This is a genomic window from Pseudoalteromonas sp. T1lg88 (genome assembly GCF_002964765.1).
Classification (GTDB): Bacteria; Pseudomonadota; Gammaproteobacteria; order Enterobacterales; family Alteromonadaceae; genus Pseudoalteromonas.
Map to the genome: position 1 here is coordinate 50,756 of NZ_PQCF01000032.1, position 21,392 is coordinate 72,147.

General features: G+C 50.9%; 17 protein-coding genes. 10 read left to right on the plus strand and 7 right to left on the minus strand.

Annotated features, from left to right (window positions below; all coding sequences use genetic code 11):
* Nucleotides 1-11 precede the first annotated feature (11 nt).
* Nucleotides 12-1,193, plus strand: a complete 1,182-nt coding sequence (locus C2M34_RS11870) for a S8 family peptidase (RefSeq protein ID WP_105258911.1) — start codon at nucleotides 12-14, stop codon at nucleotides 1,191-1,193.
* Nucleotides 1,194-1,322: 129 nt separating this feature from the next.
* Here C2M34_RS11870 and C2M34_RS11875 read toward each other — a convergent pair whose 3' ends face one another.
* Complete coding sequence (locus C2M34_RS11875; protein WP_105258912.1) at nucleotides 1,323-2,234, minus strand: pirin family protein; 912 nt, start codon at nucleotides 2,232-2,234, stop codon at nucleotides 1,323-1,325.
* A 300-nt stretch (nucleotides 2,235-2,534) separates the two neighbouring features.
* On the opposite strand from C2M34_RS11875, the gene C2M34_RS11880 reads away from it, so the two are divergent.
* Complete coding sequence (locus tag C2M34_RS11880) at nucleotides 2,535-4,223, plus strand: alkaline phosphatase (protein ID WP_234000044.1); 1,689 nt, start codon at nucleotides 2,535-2,537, stop codon at nucleotides 4,221-4,223.
* A 58-nt stretch (nucleotides 4,224-4,281) separates the two neighbouring features.
* Here C2M34_RS11880 and dbpA read toward each other — a convergent pair whose 3' ends face one another.
* A complete protein-coding gene (dbpA, locus tag C2M34_RS11885) occupies nucleotides 4,282-5,682 on the minus strand; it encodes an ATP-dependent RNA helicase DbpA (RefSeq protein ID WP_199774406.1) in 1,401 nt (466 codons plus the stop codon).
* Nucleotides 5,683-5,858: 176 nt separating this feature from the next.
* On the opposite strand from dbpA, the gene C2M34_RS11890 reads away from it, so the two are divergent.
* The 6 genes from C2M34_RS11890 to C2M34_RS11915 all read left to right on the plus strand — a co-directional run bounded on the left by C2M34_RS11890 (nucleotide 5,859) and on the right by C2M34_RS11915 (nucleotide 10,553).
* Nucleotides 5,859-6,242, plus strand: a complete 384-nt coding sequence (locus tag C2M34_RS11890; RefSeq protein WP_105190189.1) for a BlaI/MecI/CopY family transcriptional regulator — start codon at nucleotides 5,859-5,861, stop codon at nucleotides 6,240-6,242.
* A gap of 14 nt (nucleotides 6,243-6,256) precedes the next feature.
* Complete coding sequence (locus C2M34_RS11895) at nucleotides 6,257-7,849, plus strand: M56 family metallopeptidase (protein ID WP_105258913.1); 1,593 nt, start codon at nucleotides 6,257-6,259, stop codon at nucleotides 7,847-7,849.
* Nucleotides 7,850-8,026: 177 nt separating this feature from the next.
* Nucleotides 8,027-8,638: a Crp/Fnr family transcriptional regulator gene (locus C2M34_RS11900; RefSeq protein ID WP_233997982.1), complete on the plus strand. Its 612-nt coding sequence runs from the start codon at nucleotides 8,027-8,029 to the stop codon at nucleotides 8,636-8,638.
* An 85-nt stretch (nucleotides 8,639-8,723) separates the two neighbouring features.
* Nucleotides 8,724-9,350: an NAD(P)H-dependent oxidoreductase gene (locus C2M34_RS11905; RefSeq protein ID WP_105258914.1), complete on the plus strand. Its 627-nt coding sequence runs from the start codon at nucleotides 8,724-8,726 to the stop codon at nucleotides 9,348-9,350.
* A gap of 8 nt (nucleotides 9,351-9,358) precedes the next feature.
* Nucleotides 9,359-9,808 (plus strand): DMT family transporter, encoded by a 450-nt coding sequence (locus C2M34_RS11910; RefSeq protein WP_233997983.1) that lies wholly within the window; start codon nucleotides 9,359-9,361, stop codon nucleotides 9,806-9,808.
* Nucleotides 9,798-10,553, plus strand: a complete 756-nt coding sequence (locus C2M34_RS11915; protein ID WP_105200932.1) for a GNAT family N-acetyltransferase — start codon at nucleotides 9,798-9,800, stop codon at nucleotides 10,551-10,553. The genes C2M34_RS11910 and C2M34_RS11915 overlap by 11 nt, the downstream gene beginning before the upstream one ends.
* Before the next feature lie 120 nt (nucleotides 10,554-10,673).
* On the opposite strand, the gene C2M34_RS11920 is transcribed toward C2M34_RS11915, so the two are convergent.
* The 3 genes from C2M34_RS11920 to C2M34_RS11930 form a co-directional block, all read right to left on the minus strand.
* Nucleotides 10,674-12,857, minus strand: coding sequence for a S8 family serine peptidase (locus tag C2M34_RS11920; RefSeq protein ID WP_105258915.1), 2,184 nt, complete (start codon nucleotides 12,855-12,857; stop codon nucleotides 10,674-10,676).
* Nucleotides 12,858-13,225: 368 nt separating this feature from the next.
* Nucleotides 13,226-13,519 (minus strand): hypothetical protein, encoded by a 294-nt coding sequence (locus C2M34_RS11925; RefSeq protein ID WP_105258916.1) that lies wholly within the window; start codon nucleotides 13,517-13,519, stop codon nucleotides 13,226-13,228.
* A gap of 18 nt (nucleotides 13,520-13,537) precedes the next feature.
* Entirely contained in the window at nucleotides 13,538-13,948 is a 411-nt protein-coding gene (locus C2M34_RS11930; RefSeq protein WP_105258917.1) for a hypothetical protein, read from the minus strand.
* A gap of 150 nt (nucleotides 13,949-14,098) precedes the next feature.
* Here C2M34_RS11930 and C2M34_RS11935 point away from each other — a divergent pair, with 150 nt between their 5' ends.
* Both C2M34_RS11935 and C2M34_RS11940 read left to right on the plus strand, forming a co-directional pair.
* Nucleotides 14,099-14,572: a VOC family protein gene (locus tag C2M34_RS11935; protein ID WP_105258918.1), complete on the plus strand. Its 474-nt coding sequence runs from the start codon at nucleotides 14,099-14,101 to the stop codon at nucleotides 14,570-14,572.
* A gap of 248 nt (nucleotides 14,573-14,820) precedes the next feature.
* Nucleotides 14,821-18,132, plus strand: coding sequence for a bifunctional diguanylate cyclase/phosphodiesterase (locus tag C2M34_RS11940; protein ID WP_105258919.1), 3,312 nt, complete (start codon nucleotides 14,821-14,823; stop codon nucleotides 18,130-18,132).
* Between the two features lie 46 nt (nucleotides 18,133-18,178).
* Here the strand turns inward: C2M34_RS11940 and C2M34_RS11945 are convergent, their stop codons facing one another.
* Both C2M34_RS11945 and adhP read right to left on the minus strand, forming a co-directional pair.
* Nucleotides 18,179-20,062: a propionyl-CoA synthetase gene (locus tag C2M34_RS11945; protein ID WP_105258920.1), complete on the minus strand. Its 1,884-nt coding sequence runs from the start codon at nucleotides 20,060-20,062 to the stop codon at nucleotides 18,179-18,181.
* Nucleotides 20,063-20,250: 188 nt separating this feature from the next.
* The gene (gene adhP, locus C2M34_RS11950) at nucleotides 20,251-21,264 is read right to left on the minus strand and encodes an alcohol dehydrogenase AdhP (RefSeq protein ID WP_105258921.1); all 1,014 of its coding nucleotides are present in this window, start codon (nucleotides 21,262-21,264) and stop codon (nucleotides 20,251-20,253) included.
* Between the last annotated feature and the right edge of the window lie 128 nt (nucleotides 21,265-21,392).

A 21,392-nucleotide genomic window follows, 5' to 3' on the forward strand; every position in this document is an offset into this window, starting at 1 on the left:
GGAGAATACGGATGTTTAATAAAACTTTACTCACTGTATTAGTAGCCACTGCTTTTTCGGCGCAAGCCGAGCTGGTTGAGGGCACAGATATGCTGGCGGGCAAAACGGCTCGTGTCATATTCGAATATCATCAGGGCAATAAGGCCGAGCTGATCGCCGCCATTGAGGCTGCCGGTGGCGAAGTAAAACGTCAGTTGGATCATGATAACGCCGTGGCGGCTGTGGTTAATGCCGATACATTTAAACAATTACAGGCAAAGGGGGTGATGAAATCCGCCGAAATTGATGCCGTGCGCCAGGTTATCCCAAGCGCAGTTTCCGCCAATGAATTTCAAGATATTGCGCCATACGGCCTAGCCATGGTGCAAGCGGATCAGCTTAACTATGCCGGTGGTATCAAGGTCTGTGTTGTCGATACCGGTTATGATTTGGGACACCCGGATTTGCCAAGCACTACTGTGACTGGTGACGATGAAGGCGCTGGCCCCTGGTATCAGGATGGCCATGGTCATGGCACCCATGTCGCCGGCACCATAGCCGCAATCGATGGTAACGGCGGTGTGACCGGGGTGTTAGGCTCAGGTATGGCCGAATTACACATAGTACGAGTGTTTGATGACGAGGGCGGTTTTGTTTATGCCTCAGATCTTGCTGGCGCGGTGGCGGATTGCGCCAACGCCGGTGCTAAGGTAGTGAGCATGAGTTTGGGCGGCGCCTTTTCGAGCAAGGTTGAAGCACGTGCTTTTGCACGACTAGAGCGTGCCGGTGTCTTGGCCATTGCCGCTGCTGGTAATGATGGCAACGCCACCCATAGCTACCCCGCATCTTACGATTCCGTGGTGTCGGTCGCGGCAGTGGATAAGGATATGCAACATGCTGAATTTTCACAAAGAACTTCTCAGATTGAGCTTGCAGCTCCTGGTGTAGACACTTATTCCACGTTCCCCGGTGGTGGCAATGCCTGGATGTCGGGTACCTCAATGGCGACGCCTCATGTGTCCGGTGTCGCAGCCTTGGTATGGAGTCATTTCCCACACTGTAATAACTATGAGATCCGCAATGCCTTGAGCGCTTCGGCGAAGGATTTGGGCGATGCCGGCTATGACTACAAGTATGGTAATGGCTTGGTTCAGGCCAAAGCCGCATATGATCATTTAATGGTTAATAGCTGTAATGGCAAGGGCGTGAAGTAACAAGTAAGTTCCCCTCCTTAAAAGGTCGTCTCAATCGGGGCGACCTTTTTTTCTATCAAGCCGTATAACTCCTGTTACCGCAACAGGGTATTGACCTGGGTTATGTACTTATAGACTTGGCTTTCCTGATTAAGGCAGAGGGATAAATTCTTCCTCATCGCCGGGCACCTTTGGAAAGCGCCCCTGGCGCCATTTTTCTTTTGCCTGTTCGATACGGGTCTGGCTGCTTGATACAAAGTTCCAATCTATGATCCTGGGCCCGAGGTGAGCACCGCCGAGCAAGACGATGCGTGAATATTCATGAGCGCGGATGCTCAGCGTGGGTGCGCAATCGAACACCGCCATGCTTTGAGCTGGCACCGAGGTGCCGGCGCAGTGAATATGGCCACGCACTACATACAAGCCTAACTCCTCGCAATTGGGCAGGGGCAGTGTTTGTCCGGGTGCTAATTCGGCTTCAAGGTAAAGGGTATCGGAAAAGGTTTTTACCGGTGAACTTACCTCGTAGGCGCTGCCCATCATCACCCGCACCGGGACCCCAGCTACCGAGGTGATAGGCAAGGCTTCAGCGGGATAATGATAAAAGGCCGGGTCGCTTTGCTCTTGCTCTTCTGGCAATACCAGCCATAACTGTAAGCCCTCAAGACTGTGCGCTTTAGCGCACTCCTGCTCACTTTGGCGCTCTGAGTGTACTATGCCGGCACCGGCAATCATTAGGTTAACATCGCCGGGACGAATCGCTTGTACTCTGCCTAAGGAGTCTCTATGCAGCAGCTCGCCGTCGAACATATAGGTGACTGTGGCTATGCCAATATGAGGGTGAGGACGCACATTAACCCCTTGTCCGGGCGCAAAGGTGGCCGGTCCTAGGTGATCGAAGTAAATCCAGGGTCCTATGGTGGTGATCTGTGAGGTGGGCAGGGAGCGCAGCACCGAAAAACCACCCATATCTTTATAGCGTGGTGTTAACAGTGCTCGAATTGGCGAATGTGCGGCGATCGGTTTACTCTGCTGCGCCTCTACATTACTGACACGACTCATGCCTTGCTCCCTGAAATTGACCCCGATAAATCAACTAAATCGCTAAGCTGCTTTTCAAGTTTAGCCTCCCTTGGGCAAATAGATAAAAAAAGTCTAGATAAAGCGCGCTTGGCTTAGGGGGAGAGAAAGAAATATGGTTTGATTTATTTTATCCCTAATATGGGAATGGTTATTTTATAAATATAAAAATTAATGTCCCAATAATTTAAACCTTTACAAAAGTTTCATTTATTTTTAACAAAGCGCGTTCATTATCGCCGCCCTGTACCACTAACTAAAATAGTATTATCAGGGAAAAAAATGAAAATAAATAAAACCATGCTGGCGGCGGCCATTTCTTCGGCACTGCTAATGGGCTGTGATTCGGACACAAAAACAGTTGAAGTAGAGCGCATTGTTGAGGTCGAAAAAATCGTTGAAGTACCGGTTGAACAAGAAGAAGTTACCTCGGTTAAAAACGTCATTTTAATGATCGGCGACGGCATGGGCCCGCAACAAATCGGCCTGCTTGAAGAATATGCGCGTCGTGCGCCAAACAGCGTATTGGCAAGCACGACTACGGGCATGCAGAAGTTTGCCGACGGCGGCCACGTTGGTTTATCGCTTAATGCCCCGGGTGGCAAAAACGGTTCTTTGGTAACAGACTCGGCGTGCTCGGCGACTCAGCTGGCTACCGGCATAGCGGCGGCTTCCGAAGTGATTGGCCTGGACGACCAGGGTAATGTGGTCGAGACCATTTTGGAAAAAGCCAAGGCAGCGGGCAAGGCCACAGGCTTAGTGACAGATACCCGTATTACTCACGCGACGCCGGCGGCTTTTGCGGCGCACCAACCACATCGTTCATTTGAGAACGAAATCGCCGAAGACCTATTGATGAATCAGGTTGATGTATTGCTAGGTGGTGGTGCGCGTCACTGGTTGCCACAAGATACCGCCGATCGCAAAGATGCATTGGCTGCCGAGCTAGGCGGTAACACCAGCGTAATTAAAAAGTCTAAGCGTAGCGATGATCGTAACCTGATCGCAGAAGCACGCGACGCCGGCTATACCCTGGCCTTTGATAAGGAGCAGTTGAGCGCGGCAGAGGGTGCTAAGCTGCTGGGTCTATTTGACGACTCGGCGATGAACGATGGCATCGAATACACGGCCTGTAAAAACGATGAAAGCCAGTGTAACCACGAGCCTTCACTGCGTGAAATGACGCTAAAAGCCCTGGATGTTTTGTCTCAAGACGAAGATGGCTTCTTCTTGATGATCGAAGGTGGTCAAATCGACTGGGCGGCGCACGTAAATGACACCGGCTGGATGCTACACGAACTATTGAAGTTTGATGAAGCGGTTGATGCCGTGTACGAGTGGGTAAGCGAGCGCAATGACACCCTAGTGGTGATCACCGCCGACCACGAAACCGGTGGTTTTGGTTTTAGCTACTCGGCACATAATATTCCTGAAGCCACTACCTTGTCGGGTGATGGTATGAAGGGTGAAAACTACCATCCAAACTACAACTTTGGTTCGCTTTCTACTCTGGACAAGATTTACGATCAAAAAGCGTCTTTCTATGCGATTTACGACCAGGTGAATGCTGATTGGGATTTTGGCGCTTCAACGCCGGAGCAATGGCAAACTGCGGTAAACGCGACCCTGCACCCGGATTTCCATATCGATTATGCAGATGCCCAAGCCATTGCTGCGGTTAAGCCCAACGAAAACTATTATGCGGATCACAAGTACCTAAGTGCGACTCAGGTGCCGGCTATCAATGATTTCAGCGACTTCTATGTGTATGCCTATGAAGACCAAGGAGCCTTGATTGCCCGTGCGATTAGCTCGGAGCAAAGCGTGACTTGGGGTAACGGTACTCATACCGCAACGCCGGTTGCCGTGTATGCGTTTGGCCCAGATGGCGTGACCAAGCCGTTCTCAAGCATGTTGCACCACACCGAAATCGGTCAGTTAATGGCTAAGGCCTTACTGGGCGCCAACTAAGAGATTGGGTGCCGGGGCGTAAGGCCTTGGCACCTAAGTGATATATTTCCGTAAGGGCTTAGCGATTTAGCTTACGGGCGCGGAAATTGCGGCCCTTCATTTTCCCCTCACTGATGGTTTTCAGCGCCGCATTGGCAATTTTACGCTGCACGGCAACGTAGGAGCTGATAGCCGTGACCTTTATTTTCCCAATTTGATCCCCGGTAATGGCCTGATTAGAGGTCAGGGCGCCAAGAATATCTCCCGGACGCAGTTTGGACTTTTTGCCGCCGTCGATTTGTATGGTGACCATGGGCGCACGCTTAATCGCATTGCTAAAGACGTTGTCATTGGGCAGGTCGGTGGGCTCCAAGGTTTGCTCGAGATAATCTTCTAAGGCATTGACCTTGTGCGACTCTTTATAGCTCATTAAGGAGCAGGCGATGCCTTTTTTACCGGCGCGGCCGGTACGTCCGATGCGGTGTACATGGACCTCGGGGTCATGGGCAATATGGTAATTGATCACCATATCCACATGGTCCACATCTATACCTCGGGCGGCGACATCCGTGGCCACAAGGATACTCAGGCTGTGATTGGCAAAACGTACCAAGGTGCGGTCGCGGTCTTTTTGTTCTAGGTCGCCGTGTAAGGCGGCGGCATCAAAGCCCATATTCTGAAGCTCATCGCACACCTGCTGACACTCGGCCTTGGTATTGCAAAAAATTACCGCCGACTCGGGCTGGAAATGCAGCAGCAGTTTTTGCACTGCTTCCAAGCGCATGTCATTGTTGTCCACCTCATAGAAATACTGCTCTATGCTGCTGTCGTCATGGGTCGATTCGACCGTGATCTTTTGCGGGTTGTGCATCACATGCTGGGCCAGCTGTTCAATCTTAGGCGGATAGGTGGCGCTAAAGAGCAGGTTTTGTCGCTCTGCCGGGCAGTGATCGATAATGTATTGCAGTGGCTCTTCAAAGCCCATTTCCAACATGCGATCCGCTTCATCAAGTACGAAGGTGTTAACCTCATCTAGGGATAAGCGGCCCTTACGCAAGTGCTCTTCAATGCGTCCCGGGGTGCCGACAATAATATGGGCACCGTGCTCAAGCGAGCCGATTTGCGGCCCCATGGGCGCACCACCACACAGGGCGAGCACCTTGATATTGTGAATGGCACGAGCCAGTTTGCGAATTTCCACCGCCACCTGATCGGCCAGCTCTCGGGTCGGGCATACCACCAGGGCCTGGACACGAAAACGTTTTACATTGAGATTATGTAACAGCCCCAAAGAGAAGGCGGCCGTCTTGCCTGAGCCGGTTTTACCCTGACCAATCACATCCTTGCCCGCCAAAATGAGCGGCAAGGTTTGCGCTTGGATTTCTGTCATATGGTGATAACCCAAAGACTCTAGGTTATCGAGCAAAGAGCGAGAAAGCGGGGTGCTGGAAAAGGCAGGTAAGGTCACGGTGACAATCATCTTTTAAAAGTAAAAGGGGATTATAACATGCTCAACCTCGTGCCGGCAGAATAAAGACGCAGTTCACAACTTACCTAACCGTTTCATGCTGAGGGTTAAATTAAATCTTGACTTTAAAAAGTCTAATTACTACATTTGTGGCAGTTAATAACTACAAGTGTAGTAGTGAGGGTGAAATGAAACTCAGTGATTTTGAAATGGATGTGATGCAGCTTTTTTGGCAACACGAGCCATGTACAGCGAGCCAAATCCATCAGTTGCTTAGCGAAGCAAAAAAGAATAACAAGCAAGTGGCCTATAACACGGTGAAAACAATTGTCGATCGGCTTGAAAAGAAAGGCGCGGTGGAGCGTTGTGGTCAGCAAGGCAGGGCGATTGTTTATCAGTCTATTGTGACGCAAAGCGCTCTGTCAGAAGAAGCCGTCCCCACCTTTATGCAGCGCTTTTTTAAGGGAAGCTCCCGTAATCTCATTGCTCACTTTATTAAAGAAGAGCGTCTTAATGATGAGGATATTGCCTATTTACAAAACCTGTTAAATAGCAAAAAGAAAGACATGTAAAAAAGGAGGGCGATATGACGGACTATTTCCTAACCAGCTTATTTATTTCACTGTGCGCACTGGTCGCATTAAAGGGGCTACAAAGTGCTCCGGCACGACTGAGCTTCTATGTCTCGGTGTTGGCACTGTCCAGCTGGCTTGTGCCCTGGCAGCATATGCCCGAAGTTTCTAAATATCAGCAAGACCCGGAGCTGACTTTTAACGTTGCACATTTTTGGCAGACGGCTCCCTCGCAAGGCCAACAACAAGATGCTCTAGCTACTCAGGTTCAGGCACCAGTGTCGTTAGTTGATGGCTATGCATTTGATGTCTCTCATCTGGTATTTCTGGCGTTGCTAATTGGTGTCGCCTTGTTTATCTGGCGCATAGGGCAGTACTTCTCGTTTATCAAGCGACTTTATCGCCACTCCACACCCTGTAACCGCTATGAGCAAAGTAGTGGGGGTTACCCTGTTCGGGTTGCAAAGTTAGGGGCTCCGGCATTCGCCAGTGGGGTGACACGGCCCACTATCTGGCTGGATCGGGCGCTGCTTGATGCCAAAGAAGTTCATTCGATTATTCAACATGAGGCAACCCATTTACGCCAGGGGGATGTGTATTGGAGCTGGGCTATTTGCTTGTTGGAAAGCCTATTTTGGTGGAATCCCCTGTGCTTATTTTTAGCTAAAAAATCAAAGCAACAGCTGGAACTCAGCTGCGATGAAAAGTGCGCAGCGAGCTTTCGGGAACAATATCAACTGGATCTTGCCAGTGTCCTTTTATCGCAGCACCAAGCGAAAAATGGACATAGGCAATTTATGACCCCGTTGTTAAGTATTGCTCAACAACAGAGCTTTAACGTGCAACGGATTAAAATGTTAGACAAGGAAAAAACTATGAACAAAAAGCATGTCATTGCACTAGTTATGTCACTCGCCTTTAGTGCCGTTGCGGCGGCGCAAATTGTGGATAAAGATAAGCCGCAGCAGCTACAAGCACAGCAAACAGCCATTAGTTATGATGAGCAAATGGCTGCGTTGCTCGATGGCGCAGCCGAGGCTAAAAGCAAAGATGTAGAAAAGCTCAATAAAGTGTTTGCTAACATCTTAAATTGGCACGCCAATAGAGCCGTACTCAACGAACAGGACGAAAGCAAAATTAAGCTACTGAGCTTTACCCTGCTAAGTCATGTTGGTCACAAACTTGCTCGTTATGAAGATGTTATGCTTGCCTTCGCAGATTGGTATCCCGATGCGGACTCGGCGCCATATTTTTTGAAAAATGTAACGGCCTTAACGCACTTGCAGCTGCAGCAGCCTAATTTAGCAATTAATGAGTTAAACGAACTAAAGGCGCAGCTAAAAGACCAGACTAAACCTGGAACCCTGATGAATCTGGCCCGTGCGTACATAGAGGTGGAGGACTTTGACAATGCACTAGCCATCCTTGAGCAGTTACCAGAAGACAATAAGTACACAGCCGTTTTGAAGTACTATGTTTACTTCCATCAAGGTGACAGTGAAAACATGGAGCGGATTAAAGCGCAGCTACCTACAGAAGTGGCCAGCTTACCGCCGAGCCTCCCCGATTTTGGTATCCCCATGTCGCCATTGTTAGCCAAGTTATAAAGTACTTAAAAAGCCCCAAAATTGGGGCTTTTTTTATCATTGCTTTGTTGGTTAACGAGATAAAACGTTGCGCTACTGTTTTGCTTATCAATCCGACTATAATGACTGGCAGTGTCGGTATTCGTACCAATGACGAAAATAAGTCCAGTAAGGCGGTTAGTTACATTGGAGGTAATAGTGAGTGAGCAGCAGGCTGCGTTCGACTCTTTGCGTGCGCAAATGACAGGGTATGCTCCCATCGGTGAGCAGACCTGGCAGCAATTTAAGCCCCTATGCACCTTGGTTCATGCGGATAAGCACCAGCTGATTTATCCATGTGGGGTCGTGCCACGGTCCTTCTCTTATCTCTATCAAGGCTTGGTACGTTGTTTTGTTACCGATGAAAAAGGTAATGAATACAATAAGATGTTTTTCGATGAGGGCAAATTTCCCGGGTCTATGACGGCGCTGTTAACACAGCAAGCATCAAGTTTGGCCTTTGAGGCACTGGAGCAAAGTACGCTGATCGCCATCGATTTTAAGGGCTTTCGCCGGCTCATGCAGAGCAATCCAGAACTTATGCTCTATCAAATCCATTATCTTGAGAAAAATTGGTTGTTGGCAAAAGACCAGCGAGAAATCGAGATAGTGCAGGACGATGCCACCACTCGATATCTGCATTTTAGCAAGCAATTTCCTGCCTTAGCCGAGCGCTTACCGCAATACCATATCGCTTCGCATTTAGGGATAACGCCGACCCAGTTAAGTCGGGTGAGAAAAAACTTATCCCTTATCAACCTATGTAAATGAACCCCGCATAGCGCCTCGATACACTGTCTCTCATGCGCTGGAGCGAGTAGGTTCCAGTTATGGTTTGATTGACACAGAGGTAAGTATGGAGTTTTTAACCGCACTAGAGTGGCGTTACGCCGTAAAACAATTTTCCCAGCAAAGGGTGCCTGAAGACCAATTGCAAACCCTGTTACAGGCCGCCTCCTTAAGCCCGTCGGCGTATGGATTGCAGCCTTATAGGTTAATTCTGGTACGTTCAACATACTTGCGCGAGCAACTGGTGCCTCATTCCTACGGCCAGGATAAGGTGGCTAATAGTTCGCATTTGCTTGTTTTTGCGGCGCAGACAAACATTGGTGATGAGACGGTAGAGCGCTATATAGCCCGCCACAGCGAAGTCACGGGCACCCCCATTGCCGATTTACAGCGTTACGGTGATCATATGAAGTCGGCGCTGGCCAGTAAAACACCGGCACAGCGCCAGGAATGGGCACATCAGCAAGCCTATATTGCGCTTGGCAACTTGCTTACCTGTGCGGCACAGATGCGCATAGATACCTGCCCGATGAGCGGGATTGACGCGCAGCAGTATGACCGCATTCTTGGGTTAACAAAGCGCGGTTTAACCACGACCGTGATCTGCCCCATAGGCTATCGACATCAAGAAGACAGCCAAGCAAGGGCAGAAAAAGTCCGCTTCGACTATGCCGAGATGGTAGACAGCGTATGATGGCCTTAATGCTTTGTATACTGGCCATTGCTGCCGGCGCCGCCATTGCCATACAAGCGGCCATGAATGCGCAATTGGGGGTGTTGCTCAACAGCGCAATGTTCGCCACTGGGGTGGCGTTTTTAACCAGCTTTACTCTTGTCACCGCGGTGCTGGTATTCACCAGTAAAAGCTACCCGAGTGTTGGTGTCATCACCAATGTGCCCTGGTATTTGTGGCTCGCCGGCGTGTTCAGTGCGTTTGGCGTCAGTTGCTTTTATTATCTGATCCCAAAAATGGGCCTAGGAAGCATGATGTCGTTTGCCTTGTCGGGGCAAATTGTGGTGGCCATGCTTGCCAGTCACCTGGGTTGGTTTAACTTGCCCGTTAAGGCTCTGGATGGCAGCAAGTTATTGGGAACGGTGTTATTGATTGGTGGTGTTATCTTAGTGAATTGGGAGTCGAGAAGTGGATATTAATCAAGCCAATATAGCGAACTTAACAAGCCTTTGGGAGCACTATGGTGCGGCGCCCTTGGCTGATGAGAGCACATGGCCATTTAAGGTCAATCATGTGTGGCCTCATCGCTGCTGGCACCCAGAGCCCGGTTCGCTGACCAGCATGGCGCCGCTAGCCGAGGCTCGAGCTGGGGTGATGTTTCCACTTTGGCCGGATTTGCACGGGGCGTCATTGCAGTTCCCCGAAGAGCGTGAGTTAGCGCTTAAACACGCCGGATGGGATTGCGTCTTAGAACAAACGGCCATGTATTTGCCCTTGTCCGTAAGTGATTATCCACCCACCTCGGATAAGACAATCACGAGCGCAGAGTTGGTGGTAAGAAACATTACTAGGGTCGAGGAGGTTTCTTCCTGGATAGAGGTGGTGAATGAGGCTTTTGGTTATCGTGTGGATGCCCGGGCCATTGCGTCTTTACTCGAATGTGAGCAAGCACAATTATATGTTGGGGTATGGGCGGGAAAGGTTGTTGCCAGCGCGCTTTTGTATTACACCGGGGAGGTAGTCGGCCTTCATCAGGTCGCGTTAAAACAAACGCATCAAGGACAAGGGCTTGCCAAAAGCATGATGCAGGATTTGCTCAGGCTTGCGGTGGCCTCGGGGGCGCAGTATATGGTCTTGCAGGCATCGGCGGCCGGTCGACCTCTGTATGAAAACCTTGGCTTTATAACCCAGTTTGAGATCCGCAGTTATAGCAACCGCGCTTAACAATTGAAATCTGTTACTGCTTGTCATTAAAGCCCCTACCGGTCAATAGTGCTATAACAAAAATGCCGGTCTATATAGACCGGCATGGGTGTTGCAATGTATCGGTAGTTTAACTAAAGCTTAGAAAACTACGGTTACAGTTGCAGAGCAGTTAGTCGTGCCTGCTTCACAGATTGAGTAGTTGTATACACCGCCGCCTTTTTGGTTGATAGCGTCAGTGTAGGCACCGTCATTGTTGGTTGTGGTGATAGCCGAGCCGTTGCGATAGATATCAACATTGCTGCTGTTTGCACCGCTCCAGCTTAGGTCTACGCGTTGACGACCTTTTACCTTGTAACCAAACGCATTTAGGTCGATAGAGCCGCCCGTAGCACCGCTGCTTACATTCACGGTTTGTGAGCTGGTGTCGGTTTGACCGGCGCTGTCGGTTACCGTTAGCGTCACAGTGTATGAACCGTCTGCCGCATAGCTGTGGCTAGGGTTTTGCGCCGAGCTGCTAGCGCCGTCGCCGAAGTTCCAGCTGTAACCGGTTACGCCGTTGTCATCCGAGCTGCCGTCGGTGAAGCTACAAGCCAGGGCATCACATGAGAAGCTGAAATCCGCTACCGGTGCATTGTCAGATGAACCGCCGCCACAGCTAGTACCCGCTAGGTAATCGATGGCCGCTTGTGCTTTAACCAGACCGTAACCGGTTTTCACGTCACGACCAGCTGCATCTAGGTCTTCGGCAGTAACCGCCAGGGCGTTACGCACTTCCGCTGCCGAACAGGCGGTGTGATATGACCAAACTAGGGCGGCAACCGCACTTACGTGAGGGGTCGCCATAGAGGTACCATTGTAGTAATCCCAGTCCTGACCATCTACTTTAGACAGGCTCGCCGTTTGACCCGCTTTTGCAGCCAGCTCAAGGCCGGTTGCACGGTCAATTGAGGCTGTTGGAATGCCTTGAATTTTACCATTGAAGTCAACCATAAATGGCGCTTGTAGGCCCGGGCGTGCAGCATTACTGTAAACGATAATACCTTCGGCACCGGCGTCGGCACAGGCATTGGCGCCACGGTATTCAGGGTATGAATTTTCCGTTGAGGTCGAGCTGTCACCTTGGTTTTCACCACGTTCAACAAGACAGATTTTGCCTGTCATATCGCCACACGAGTATGAAGTACCCGTTGTAGTACACACGCCTAGCGCACCACTGGCTGAGCCATTGTTGCCCGCAGGGTCAAACGCCAGGCTGCTGTTGTAGAACAAGTGTGGTACCACGCCATTGGCGAAGTAGTCGGTACCGCCAACGCTTAGTTGCGCTAACTGGCCATCGCCCAGACCCACGCTTGACAGTACGGCTTCACCTGGACCGGCAAGTTCAACCTGGTTGGTGCGCTGTGAGAAGTTAGCGTGCATATTGCCAGAGTCAACGGCCGCTACCGATACCACATCATCATATGAAGCTGGGTAAGAGTGGGCGGTATTACCGTCGTTACCTGCCGCAGCGATGCTTAATACGCCTTGGCTGTAGTAGTTGGCAAAGGCATTGCCTTCGGTGCGGCTGCTACCGCCACCACCTAGACTCATGCTGACAACGTTGGCGCCCGCTGCCACACAATCATCAACCGCAGCGATTAGGCTTGAAGAGTAGCCCCAGCCAGATTCGTTAAATACTTTAATGATATGAAGGTTTACATTGCCGTTTGGCATAACCCCAACAACGCCCGAGCCATTAGTGATACCGGCTATGGTACCGGCTACGTGGGTACCGTGTGAACCACCCGGTGTTGACCATTGGCCGGTGCCAGAGTCGTTGGTGCCTGATACCAGGTTGGCGTCTAGGTCCGAGTGACGGATGTCATAGCCTGAGTCGATAATACATACGGTGCGGTTGCCGGCTAGCTCATCGGAAACGATATCCGCTTCAACGCGGCTGATACCCCATGGCTCAACCTCTGTGGTATTGAGATTGGTGGCAAGTAGGTGACGTTTAACGTCGGCTTCTACAAATTCAACATTTGGGTTGTTACGCAGGCCCTTAAGAGCCGCCGCTGGTACTTCCATGGCGAAGGCATCGTGCTTGGCCAGGTCAACTTTAATCTCACCGCCTAGCTTTTTCGCCAGCGATTTTACTTCGGCAGACTTACCGCGAGTGAATTTTACGATTACGCGCTCTTTGCTCGCTCCGTTCGTTTTTACTTGTTCAGCTTTATCCTTGCTGCCTAAATTCGGTTGTAAAGAGTTTGCTAGTGCTGCTTCTGAGCCAAGGCCTAGAGCCAATAGGGTGGCCGTAGCAACGAGAGAGAATTTAGACTTCATAGTGAATACCTTTATTTAATTATTGTGTTGTCATTGTGCCTTGGTGACACAAGGGTATTTGACGTTGACGCGGTTGCCGCCTGTTGTAATTCGGTTACCGCGTTAGGCCCGATTATGAAAACACAGTTGTTAAAAAAATGGTATAGTTTTTTGTAATTGTTTTGGGTAATTTGGGGTTGGTTGGTAAAAAGGTATTTAAATTCAATTTGTTGTAGGTTTTGTTTTTGTGGCTAAGGCTTTGGTTTATTTTAACAAATGTGCATTGTTTTTGCGTTTTCAGGTTATTTTTGCATTTTACGGGATGGTACTTGAGAGTGGAGTGGGTTAAGACCCGGCATTGAATTTGGTCTTAGAATGGCTCGTTTTGGCTACCGGGTTTCGTCTTCGATAGGTTGTGGCGGTGGCAGGGTATCGCCGGGTAAAGAATCTAGGTGGCGCTCGAAAAAGGCCCGGATCTGCTCGGGAGTGTCCAGCTCCCCGGCACGGTAGCGCTGGGGAAGCTCATCAAGTAACGGAATATGAAGGTTTTCATCGAATTCGTACAGGGCATGCAAGCGACTCACAACCAAAGCCAGGGCACCGCTACAATCATCACAGAGCAAGGCGACGTCCGCTTCGTTGATTACGCTACGCAGATAATGCTGTAATTCCTGTTCATCCATAATTGAGCCTTTAAGTCGTTACCTTAATGCGTTAACGATTTCCGCTTGATATTGCGCTTTGTCGAAGGTGAATACATCAAATTCACGGTAATCCCAATGCTGTGTGCTTTGGGCGTCGCGATAGGGGTTATGCCAATGCTTCCAGCACACATAGTCGTCGGTGCAATACACCTGGGTAAGTAAGTACCAACATTCCCACTGTCCGCAATCACAGGCCAGTGGCATCAGGGTTGCCTTGTTTTCCAACATGCGCTTGCTGATATCGTCAAGGCTCAGCGCCGCTCTATAGGTGCCACCTATGTGGGGATCAAAACGCCGTTCGAATTGCTTTACCAGCTCCAGCAAGGGTGTGCCGTCTATCAGCACTTCAAATACCTCCCCCAGGCTTGAGTAGCTGCCACAAGCGCGTAGTCTCAGGGTATTGATCATTATCTGGCGTCCATCACCTTATCAATATTATCCGATACTAGCTTGAAAACGCCGCGAAATATACCTGGTTGCCGGGCACTGATAAGGTACTTGCTTGCTGTCTGTCGACTAAGCTTAAACTGAGTGTAATTACCACAGCGAGTCAAATTTATGAGTGTTCCTGCTATTCCACCAGGCTTTCATGCCGTTACCCCCTATTTGATTATTGATGGTGCCGTGCGTGCCATTAGCTATTATCAAGAGGTCTTTGGGGCCGAGTTAGTGATGCAGATGCCCATGCCCGATGGTGGCCTTGCTCATGCCGAGCTGATAATCGGCGACTCCCATATTATGCTGGCGGATATGTGCCCGCAGCCGCATTTTCAAAGCCCACATGCCCTGGGCGGCACGCCGGTGAGTTTAATGCTGTATGTAGAAGATGTGGATGCTGTGTTTGCCCGGGCCATTGCCGCCGGAGCCAAGGAGCTGCGTCCGGTGCACGACCAATTTTATGGCGATCGTGCCGGTACCTTGGAAGATCCCTTTGGTCATGTCTGGACCATAGGCACTCATAAGGAAGATCTCAGCGAAGAAGGGTTACTGCAAAGAATGGCGGACTTTATGAGCCAGCAAGAAGATGCCTAATTTTTAGACCTTTTCGGGTTGCGATTGTAGAGGCGGGGGTCCACCAACGACCTTTGAATCTTAGCAAAAGATAACCCAGATCAAATGCAGGGTGAAATTCTGCGCTCGGGTGCGGCCTGTGAGTTACAGTCCTCACCCGTTATGGTATATTGCCGAACATGCTGATTTTTCAGCATATTAGACTGTATTTCACTTCTGCTCGACAATATATCCAAGCATAATTCTCTCTATTTCGGTCAAGTTTTCTGGTGCGCAACCTTATTCACCCCAGTCATGCAAAAGAGTGGTCGCAAAGCTCTAGGTTTTTAGTAATAGCTCTTGTGGTGCTGGGGCTGTCGCTGCTTATTGAGCGGCTTGGGCTGGTCAGCATTATAGAGCACTATATACTGCTGCATTCTTTTTTGGAGCTTGTCTCCATCATAGTCTCTGTGCTTATCTTTGCGGTGGGCTGGAGCGCACGCAGCTATATTAAAAGCCCGACCTTTATATTTGTCTCCGGGGTGATGCTTTGGGTTGGCGTACTCGACTTTCAGCATGTGTTTTCGTTCCAGGGGATGCCGGAGTTTATTACCCCAGCAAGCGCCGACAAGGCAATTAACTTTTGGTTTGCCGGGCGCATATTTACCGCCGTTGCCATTATTGCTCTGGCAGCCCAGCCCTGGCTGGCCTTAGGGTCTCGCAGCATTTATCCATCCTTGATTGTCGCCGGCATGAGCGCCACGTTTGTCAGTTATGTGTTTTTATTTCATCCTGACTGGCTGCCACCTAGCTATATTCCCGGGCAGGGGCTAACCGACTTTAAGCGCAATTTTGAGTATTTCTTGATGGCCCTGTATGCCTTTGCGGCATTACTCTTTTTATTGCGTTTGGCGCAGGTACGACAGAGCAGAAATTTAAGCCATTTGTTCGTGGTCGCCGTGCTTATGGTTCTCAGCGAATATTATTTTACCCTTTACACTCATATCAGCGACACCCTAAACCTCTGTGGTCACCTCTATAAAATTGTTGCCTATATTTTGCTTTATCAGGTGCTGTTTGTGGAAACCATTACCCGGCCATTTCTTGATCTTGAACGTTCGCGCCATCGCCTGAGTGCCACCTTAAGCGCCTTGCCTGAACTGGTGTTTGAAATTGACGAACACGGCAAAATACTGCGCAGCCATGCCAAAGAAAACGAACCGTTTTTACTGCAGGGGGAGAGTATAGGGCGCAGCATTTACACCTTGTTTGCAGGCAAAGATCAAACCCGCCTATATAACACAGTGGCCGCGGCCAAGCGTCAGGGTATGGCCGAGGTGGAGAATATAGTGGTCGCCCGGCAACAACAGCAACGCCATTACCAATGCGTGGTGGTGAAACTGGCCGAGCAAGGCAGTGCGAATTATTTGGTGGTGGTGCGCGATGTCAGCGAACGTGCGGCGCAAGTCGATGCTCTGGCCCATGAAGCCAGACTTAAAGAAGGCTTGCTAGGCTTATCCGATGTTGCTTATAAGGGCTGTGAGTCGGCATTACTGAGTCATGGGGTGAGCTATGCCCGCTATCTAGTTCCTTGCCAAAGTATTGGCCTGTATGCGGTTAATGACGACGGGACTTACCAGTTGCTAGCTGGTGAAGGGCAGTTCAAGGTGACACAGGCCCTGGATTTATTGTCACAACTGTCGCCGCAGCTAGGTACGCAAGAGCATGTTTTACATCCTCATTGGCAGGGGCAGTCAAGCCAAGAGAGTGAGTTATCGGCGCTAGGGGTTGTAATGGCGGTGCCGGTGCGCGATCAGGAGGTACTGCGCATGGTGATCTTGCTTAGCAATGACCAGCGCAGTTTTAGCGACCGTGAGGTAGAGGCTATTACCATTTGGTCCCAGGCCATTTGGCATTGGTTAAACCGCCTTCGTCAGGAAGAGCGTATGCACACCTTGTCATTGGCGGTTGAGCAAAATCCGCACCCGATTTTAATCACGGATACTGAGGTTAAAATCGAGTATGTGAACCGCGCTTATGTGGAACTTTGTGGCTTTTCGCGCGAGCAGTTGCTGGGCAATGATCCGGCTATTCTCAGCTCGGGTAAAACCGCGCCTCAGGTCTATCAGTCCATGTGGCAAAACCTGACTGCCCAGCAACCTTGGGTGGGGGAGCTGATCAACCGTAACAAGCAAGGGCAGGAGCTGATCGAGCGTACCACCATCTACCCGATCAAGGATAAAGACGGCAAGGTCAGCAAGTACATCTCTTTTCAGCACGACATTACCGCTCAAATAGAAAACGAAACCAAGATACATCATCTGTCTTACTATGATCAGCTCACCGGGCTGGCCAATGGCAAGATGCTGCTGCATGTGTTTGCATCTTTGCGCTCGAAGAACAGGCTGACCGAGGGCGCGCTGCTGTTTATTGGTCTGGATAACTTTAAGGTGCTCAACGAAGCTCTGGGTTATGAAAAGGGCAATTTGATCCTCAAAACCTTGGCTCAGCGGCTGCTCAATTTAGGTGATGAAGACGAATTGATCTGTCGCTTGCCCGGTGACCGTTTTGCCTTTTTAATGCCTTATGCCAAGGCCAACAGTGCCTCATGCAAGGCTCAACGCGTCCTCGAATCTTTGCGCACGCCGATTAATATCGACGGTAAAAACATGGTGCTCACCGCCTCCATTGGTGTGGCGCTTTATCCTCATGATGGCGATAACAGCCAACGCTTGCTGCAACTGGCCGAAGCGGCACTGTTTGAAGTGAAAAAACGTGGTCGCAACAACTTCCTGTTTTATGCGCGGGAGATGAATCAGCATGCGTCGCGACAACTGCAGGTGATCAATGCCCTCAACATGGCGCTGTTGGAAGATGAACTTTCCCTGGTCTTTCAGCCTCAGGTGCGTATAGATTCCCGTCAGGTGGTCGGCGCCGAGGTGCTGCTGCGCTGGCACTCATCTGAGTTAGGTCAGGTTTCCCCTGGCGAGTTTATTCCTGTGGCGGAAAGCGCAGGTTTGATCAAAGCCCTGGATGCCTGGGTGTTTAGGCATGCGCTGGCGCAAATAAAACAATGGCTGGCAATGGGAGTCGAAGACCTGGTGTTTGCCGTTAATCTATCGGCAGCAAGCTTTGAAGACCAAGGATTGCTGGGCGCGCTGATGCGCGAGCTTGAGATTTATGAGGTGCCCCTCAGCTGTATTGAGCTGGAGCTCACCGAGGCCATCGCCCTGATGGATCCGGACTCGGTACTTAAGCGCATTAATTCGCTGCGCGCCGCGGGCTTTAGGGTGTCCATCGACGATTTTGGTACCGGCTATTCATCAATGAGCTACTTAAAGCGCTTCGCTGTCGATAAGCTGAAAATAGATAAATCCTTTATTGATGATTTGGCCAGCGGCGAGCCGGCGGATGTGGCGATAGTCAAGGCCATGGTGCAACTGGCCAAGGCGCTCAATATTGGCAGCATAGCCGAGGGCGTGGAAACCGAGCAGCAGTGGCAATGTCTGGCTGAGCTGGGTTGTGATCAGGTACAGGGATACTGGTGTGCCAAGCCGTTGGCGGCTGAGGACTTTATTGCCTTTATCGCGCGTTGGGAATAAACCGCGGGGCGAATGAACGCCCCCGCAGGTTGCCTTGACCGCCGAGTTAACGCCCTTGCAGCTGCTCGCTTATCTCGGTAAAGATGCTGGCATCATCTATGGTGGAGGGGATCTGCAGCTCTTCACCATCAATCAACTGGCGCAGGTTCTTGCGCAATATTTTACCCGAGCGGGTTTTTGGTAAGCGCGGCACGCAGATAATATCCCGCAGGCAGGCAATGGCACCTATGGTGGAGCGTACCGAGGCTCTAAGTTGCTGCTCGACCTCTTCATGACTGCCGGTGAAGTCGTCTTTAAGCACCACCATGGCCATGGGGATTTGCCCCTTAAGGCTGTCATGTATGGCAAACACCGCGCACTCGGCCACCGCCGGGTGAGCCGCAACTATCTCTTCCATTTCACCGGTAGACAGGCGGTGACCGGCCACGTTTATCACATCATCGGTGCGGCCCATAATAAACAGATAGCCTTCCTCATCGAAGTAACCACCATCGCCGGACAGGTAATAGCCCGGATACTGGCTTAAATAGCCGCTTTTAAAGCGCTCGTTATTTTGCCAGATAGTCGGCAAGCATCCGGGTGGCAGCGGCAGCTTAATGGCCACGGCGCCATGCTCATTGGCTTCGCATTGCTCACCATGGACATCTAGTATCTGTACATCAAAACCCGGGGTGGGCACTGTGGCGCTGCCTGCCTTGGTGGGGAGGGCCTCAATGCCGATGGGGTTGCAGGCGATGGCCCAGCCGGTTTCGGTTTGCCACCAGTGATCCAGCACCGGCAATTGGGTGTGCTCTTTTAACCACTCATAGGTGGGCGGATCCAGACGCTCGCCAGCGAGGAACAAGCGTTTTAGACTTGAGGTGTCGAATTGCTTAAAACCTTGAGCGCTGGGGTCTTCTTTTTTGATGGCACGAAATGCGGTTGGGGCGCTAAATAAAGCTGTAACCTTGTAGTCTTCAACCACGCGCCAAAAGGCGCTGGCATCGGGCGTGCGCACAGGTTTGCCCTCGTAAAGCACGGTGGCGCAGCGATAAATCAGCGGCGCATAAACTATGTAGGAGTGGCCTACCACCCAGCCTATATCCGAGGCCGCCCAAAATACCTCCCCTGGGCGCATACCGTATACGGTTTCCATACTGTAATGCATGGCCACCGCATGGCCGCCGTTCTCACGCACTACGCCCTTGGGTGTGCCCGTGGTGCCTGAGGTGTAAAGAATATAGAGAGGATCGGCGCCGGCGACTGGCACAGCGTCCACGCTTTGAGCGTGACTCATGGCAGTAGCCCAGTCAATATCGCGGCATTCGCTAAGCGGCGCATAGCATTGCGGGCGCTGGTAAATAACACAATGCTCGACCTTATGTTGGGCCTGACTAACGGCCTCATCGAGCAGCGGCTTGTATTCGATCACCTTATCGACCTCAACCCCGCAGGAGGCGCTGAGGATAAGTTTTGGTGTGGCATCATCAATACGCACCGCCAGCTCATGGGCGGCAAAACCACCGAAGACCACGGAGTGAATGGCACCGAGGCGGGCACAGGCCAACATGCCGATCACAGCTTCGGGGATCATAGGCATATAGATCACCACGCGATCGCCTTTACCAACTCCCAGCCCTTGCATGACCCCGGCAAACTTACTCACTTCTTCGAGCAATTCGCTGTAACTGTACTGACGCTTGCTATCTGTGACCGGCGAGTCGTAAATCAGCGCCGTTTCATTGCCATGGCCGTTCAACACATGCTGATCCAGTGCCAGGTAGCTGGTATTAAGTTCGGCATCGGCAAACCAGTGATAAAAGCCATGCTCATCCTGATGATAGGCTTGCTGCGGTTTCTTTAACCAGGCAATGCGCTCGCTTTGTTGCAGCCAAAATTGCTCTGGATTATCACTAAAGGCGCGATAGGTGCGTTGATATTCGCCTGACATACAAGGCTCCAAAATAAAATTGTGAGAGTGTTAATAAAAATAGGAGCTTTTGGCGCTGAGCAAAATGCGACCATAGTCGGCAGTGGCAAATATTTAAGTGGTGGTTTATAGCGGCTTCTATCTCTCAAGGTGAAAGAGATAGGTTTAAGTATTAGCTAAGGCCACCTTGCGGTGGCCTGCTTAATTTACTAGGGCATATTCATGACTATGCGCCCGGTGATCTCGCCTTTTTCCATATCCGCGAAGATATCGTTAATATCATCAAGGCCCTTCTCGGTAATAATGGCTTTGACCTTGCCGCGGGCGGCAAACTCTAAGCATTCCTCCAGGTCCTTGCGGGTGCCGACGATAGAGCCAACCACGCTGACGCCATTGAGTACTGTATCGAAAATAGGCAAAGGCATGTCCTCCGGCGGCAGGCCGACCAGCACGCATTTACCACCGCGGCGCACCACATCATAGCTTTGCCTAAAGCCGGCTTTGCTTACCGCGGTACAGACGCTGCCATGCACGCCACCGCTGACTTCTTTGATGGCATTGACCACATCGTCGGTTTTAAAGTCGAAGAAATGTTCGGCACCCAACTGCTGCGCGAGTTCACGTTTGGCTTCACCCGTGTCCACGGCCACAACCCGCATGCCCATGGCCACGGCATATTGCACCGCCAGGTGTCCAAGGCCGCCGACGCCGAAAACCGCCATCCATTGTCCGGGCTTGGTCTCGGATACCTTGAGTGCCTTATAGGTGGTCACGCCAGCACAAAACAGCGGTGCGGCATCCGGGTAGCTTAGTCCTTCGGGGATTTTCACCACATAGTCGCCATGGGCGGTGCAGTATTCGGCGAAACCGCCATCGACGGAGTAGCCCGCATTTTGCTGCTCCAGACACAGGGTCTCCTTGCCATCGAGGCAATATTCACAATGGCCACAGGCGCTGTAAAGCCAAGGGATCCCAACTCGGTCGCCAAGCTTTAAGTGGCTGACGGCACTGCCGAGCTCAACAATTTCACCTACACCTTCATGCCCCGGGGTAAGGGGGAGTTTGGGTTTGACCGGCCAATCGCCGTGGCAGGCGTGTAAATCCGTATGACACACCCCGCAGGCATGAATCTTCACCAGCACCTGATGGGCGTCGATAGTAGGCTTGGCTATTTCTTCAATGCTTAAAGGGGCGCCAAAACTATGGGCAACTGCTGCTTTCATAATGAATCTCCTTGTTTTTGTCATCATGAGGACATCTCTAGCTTAGCGCTAAAGTCACGGCATAATTTGCTTGGCCGTCCATGCTAGTTGTACCCCAGTCCAGTAATCGCTGTTATGATCTGGGGCAA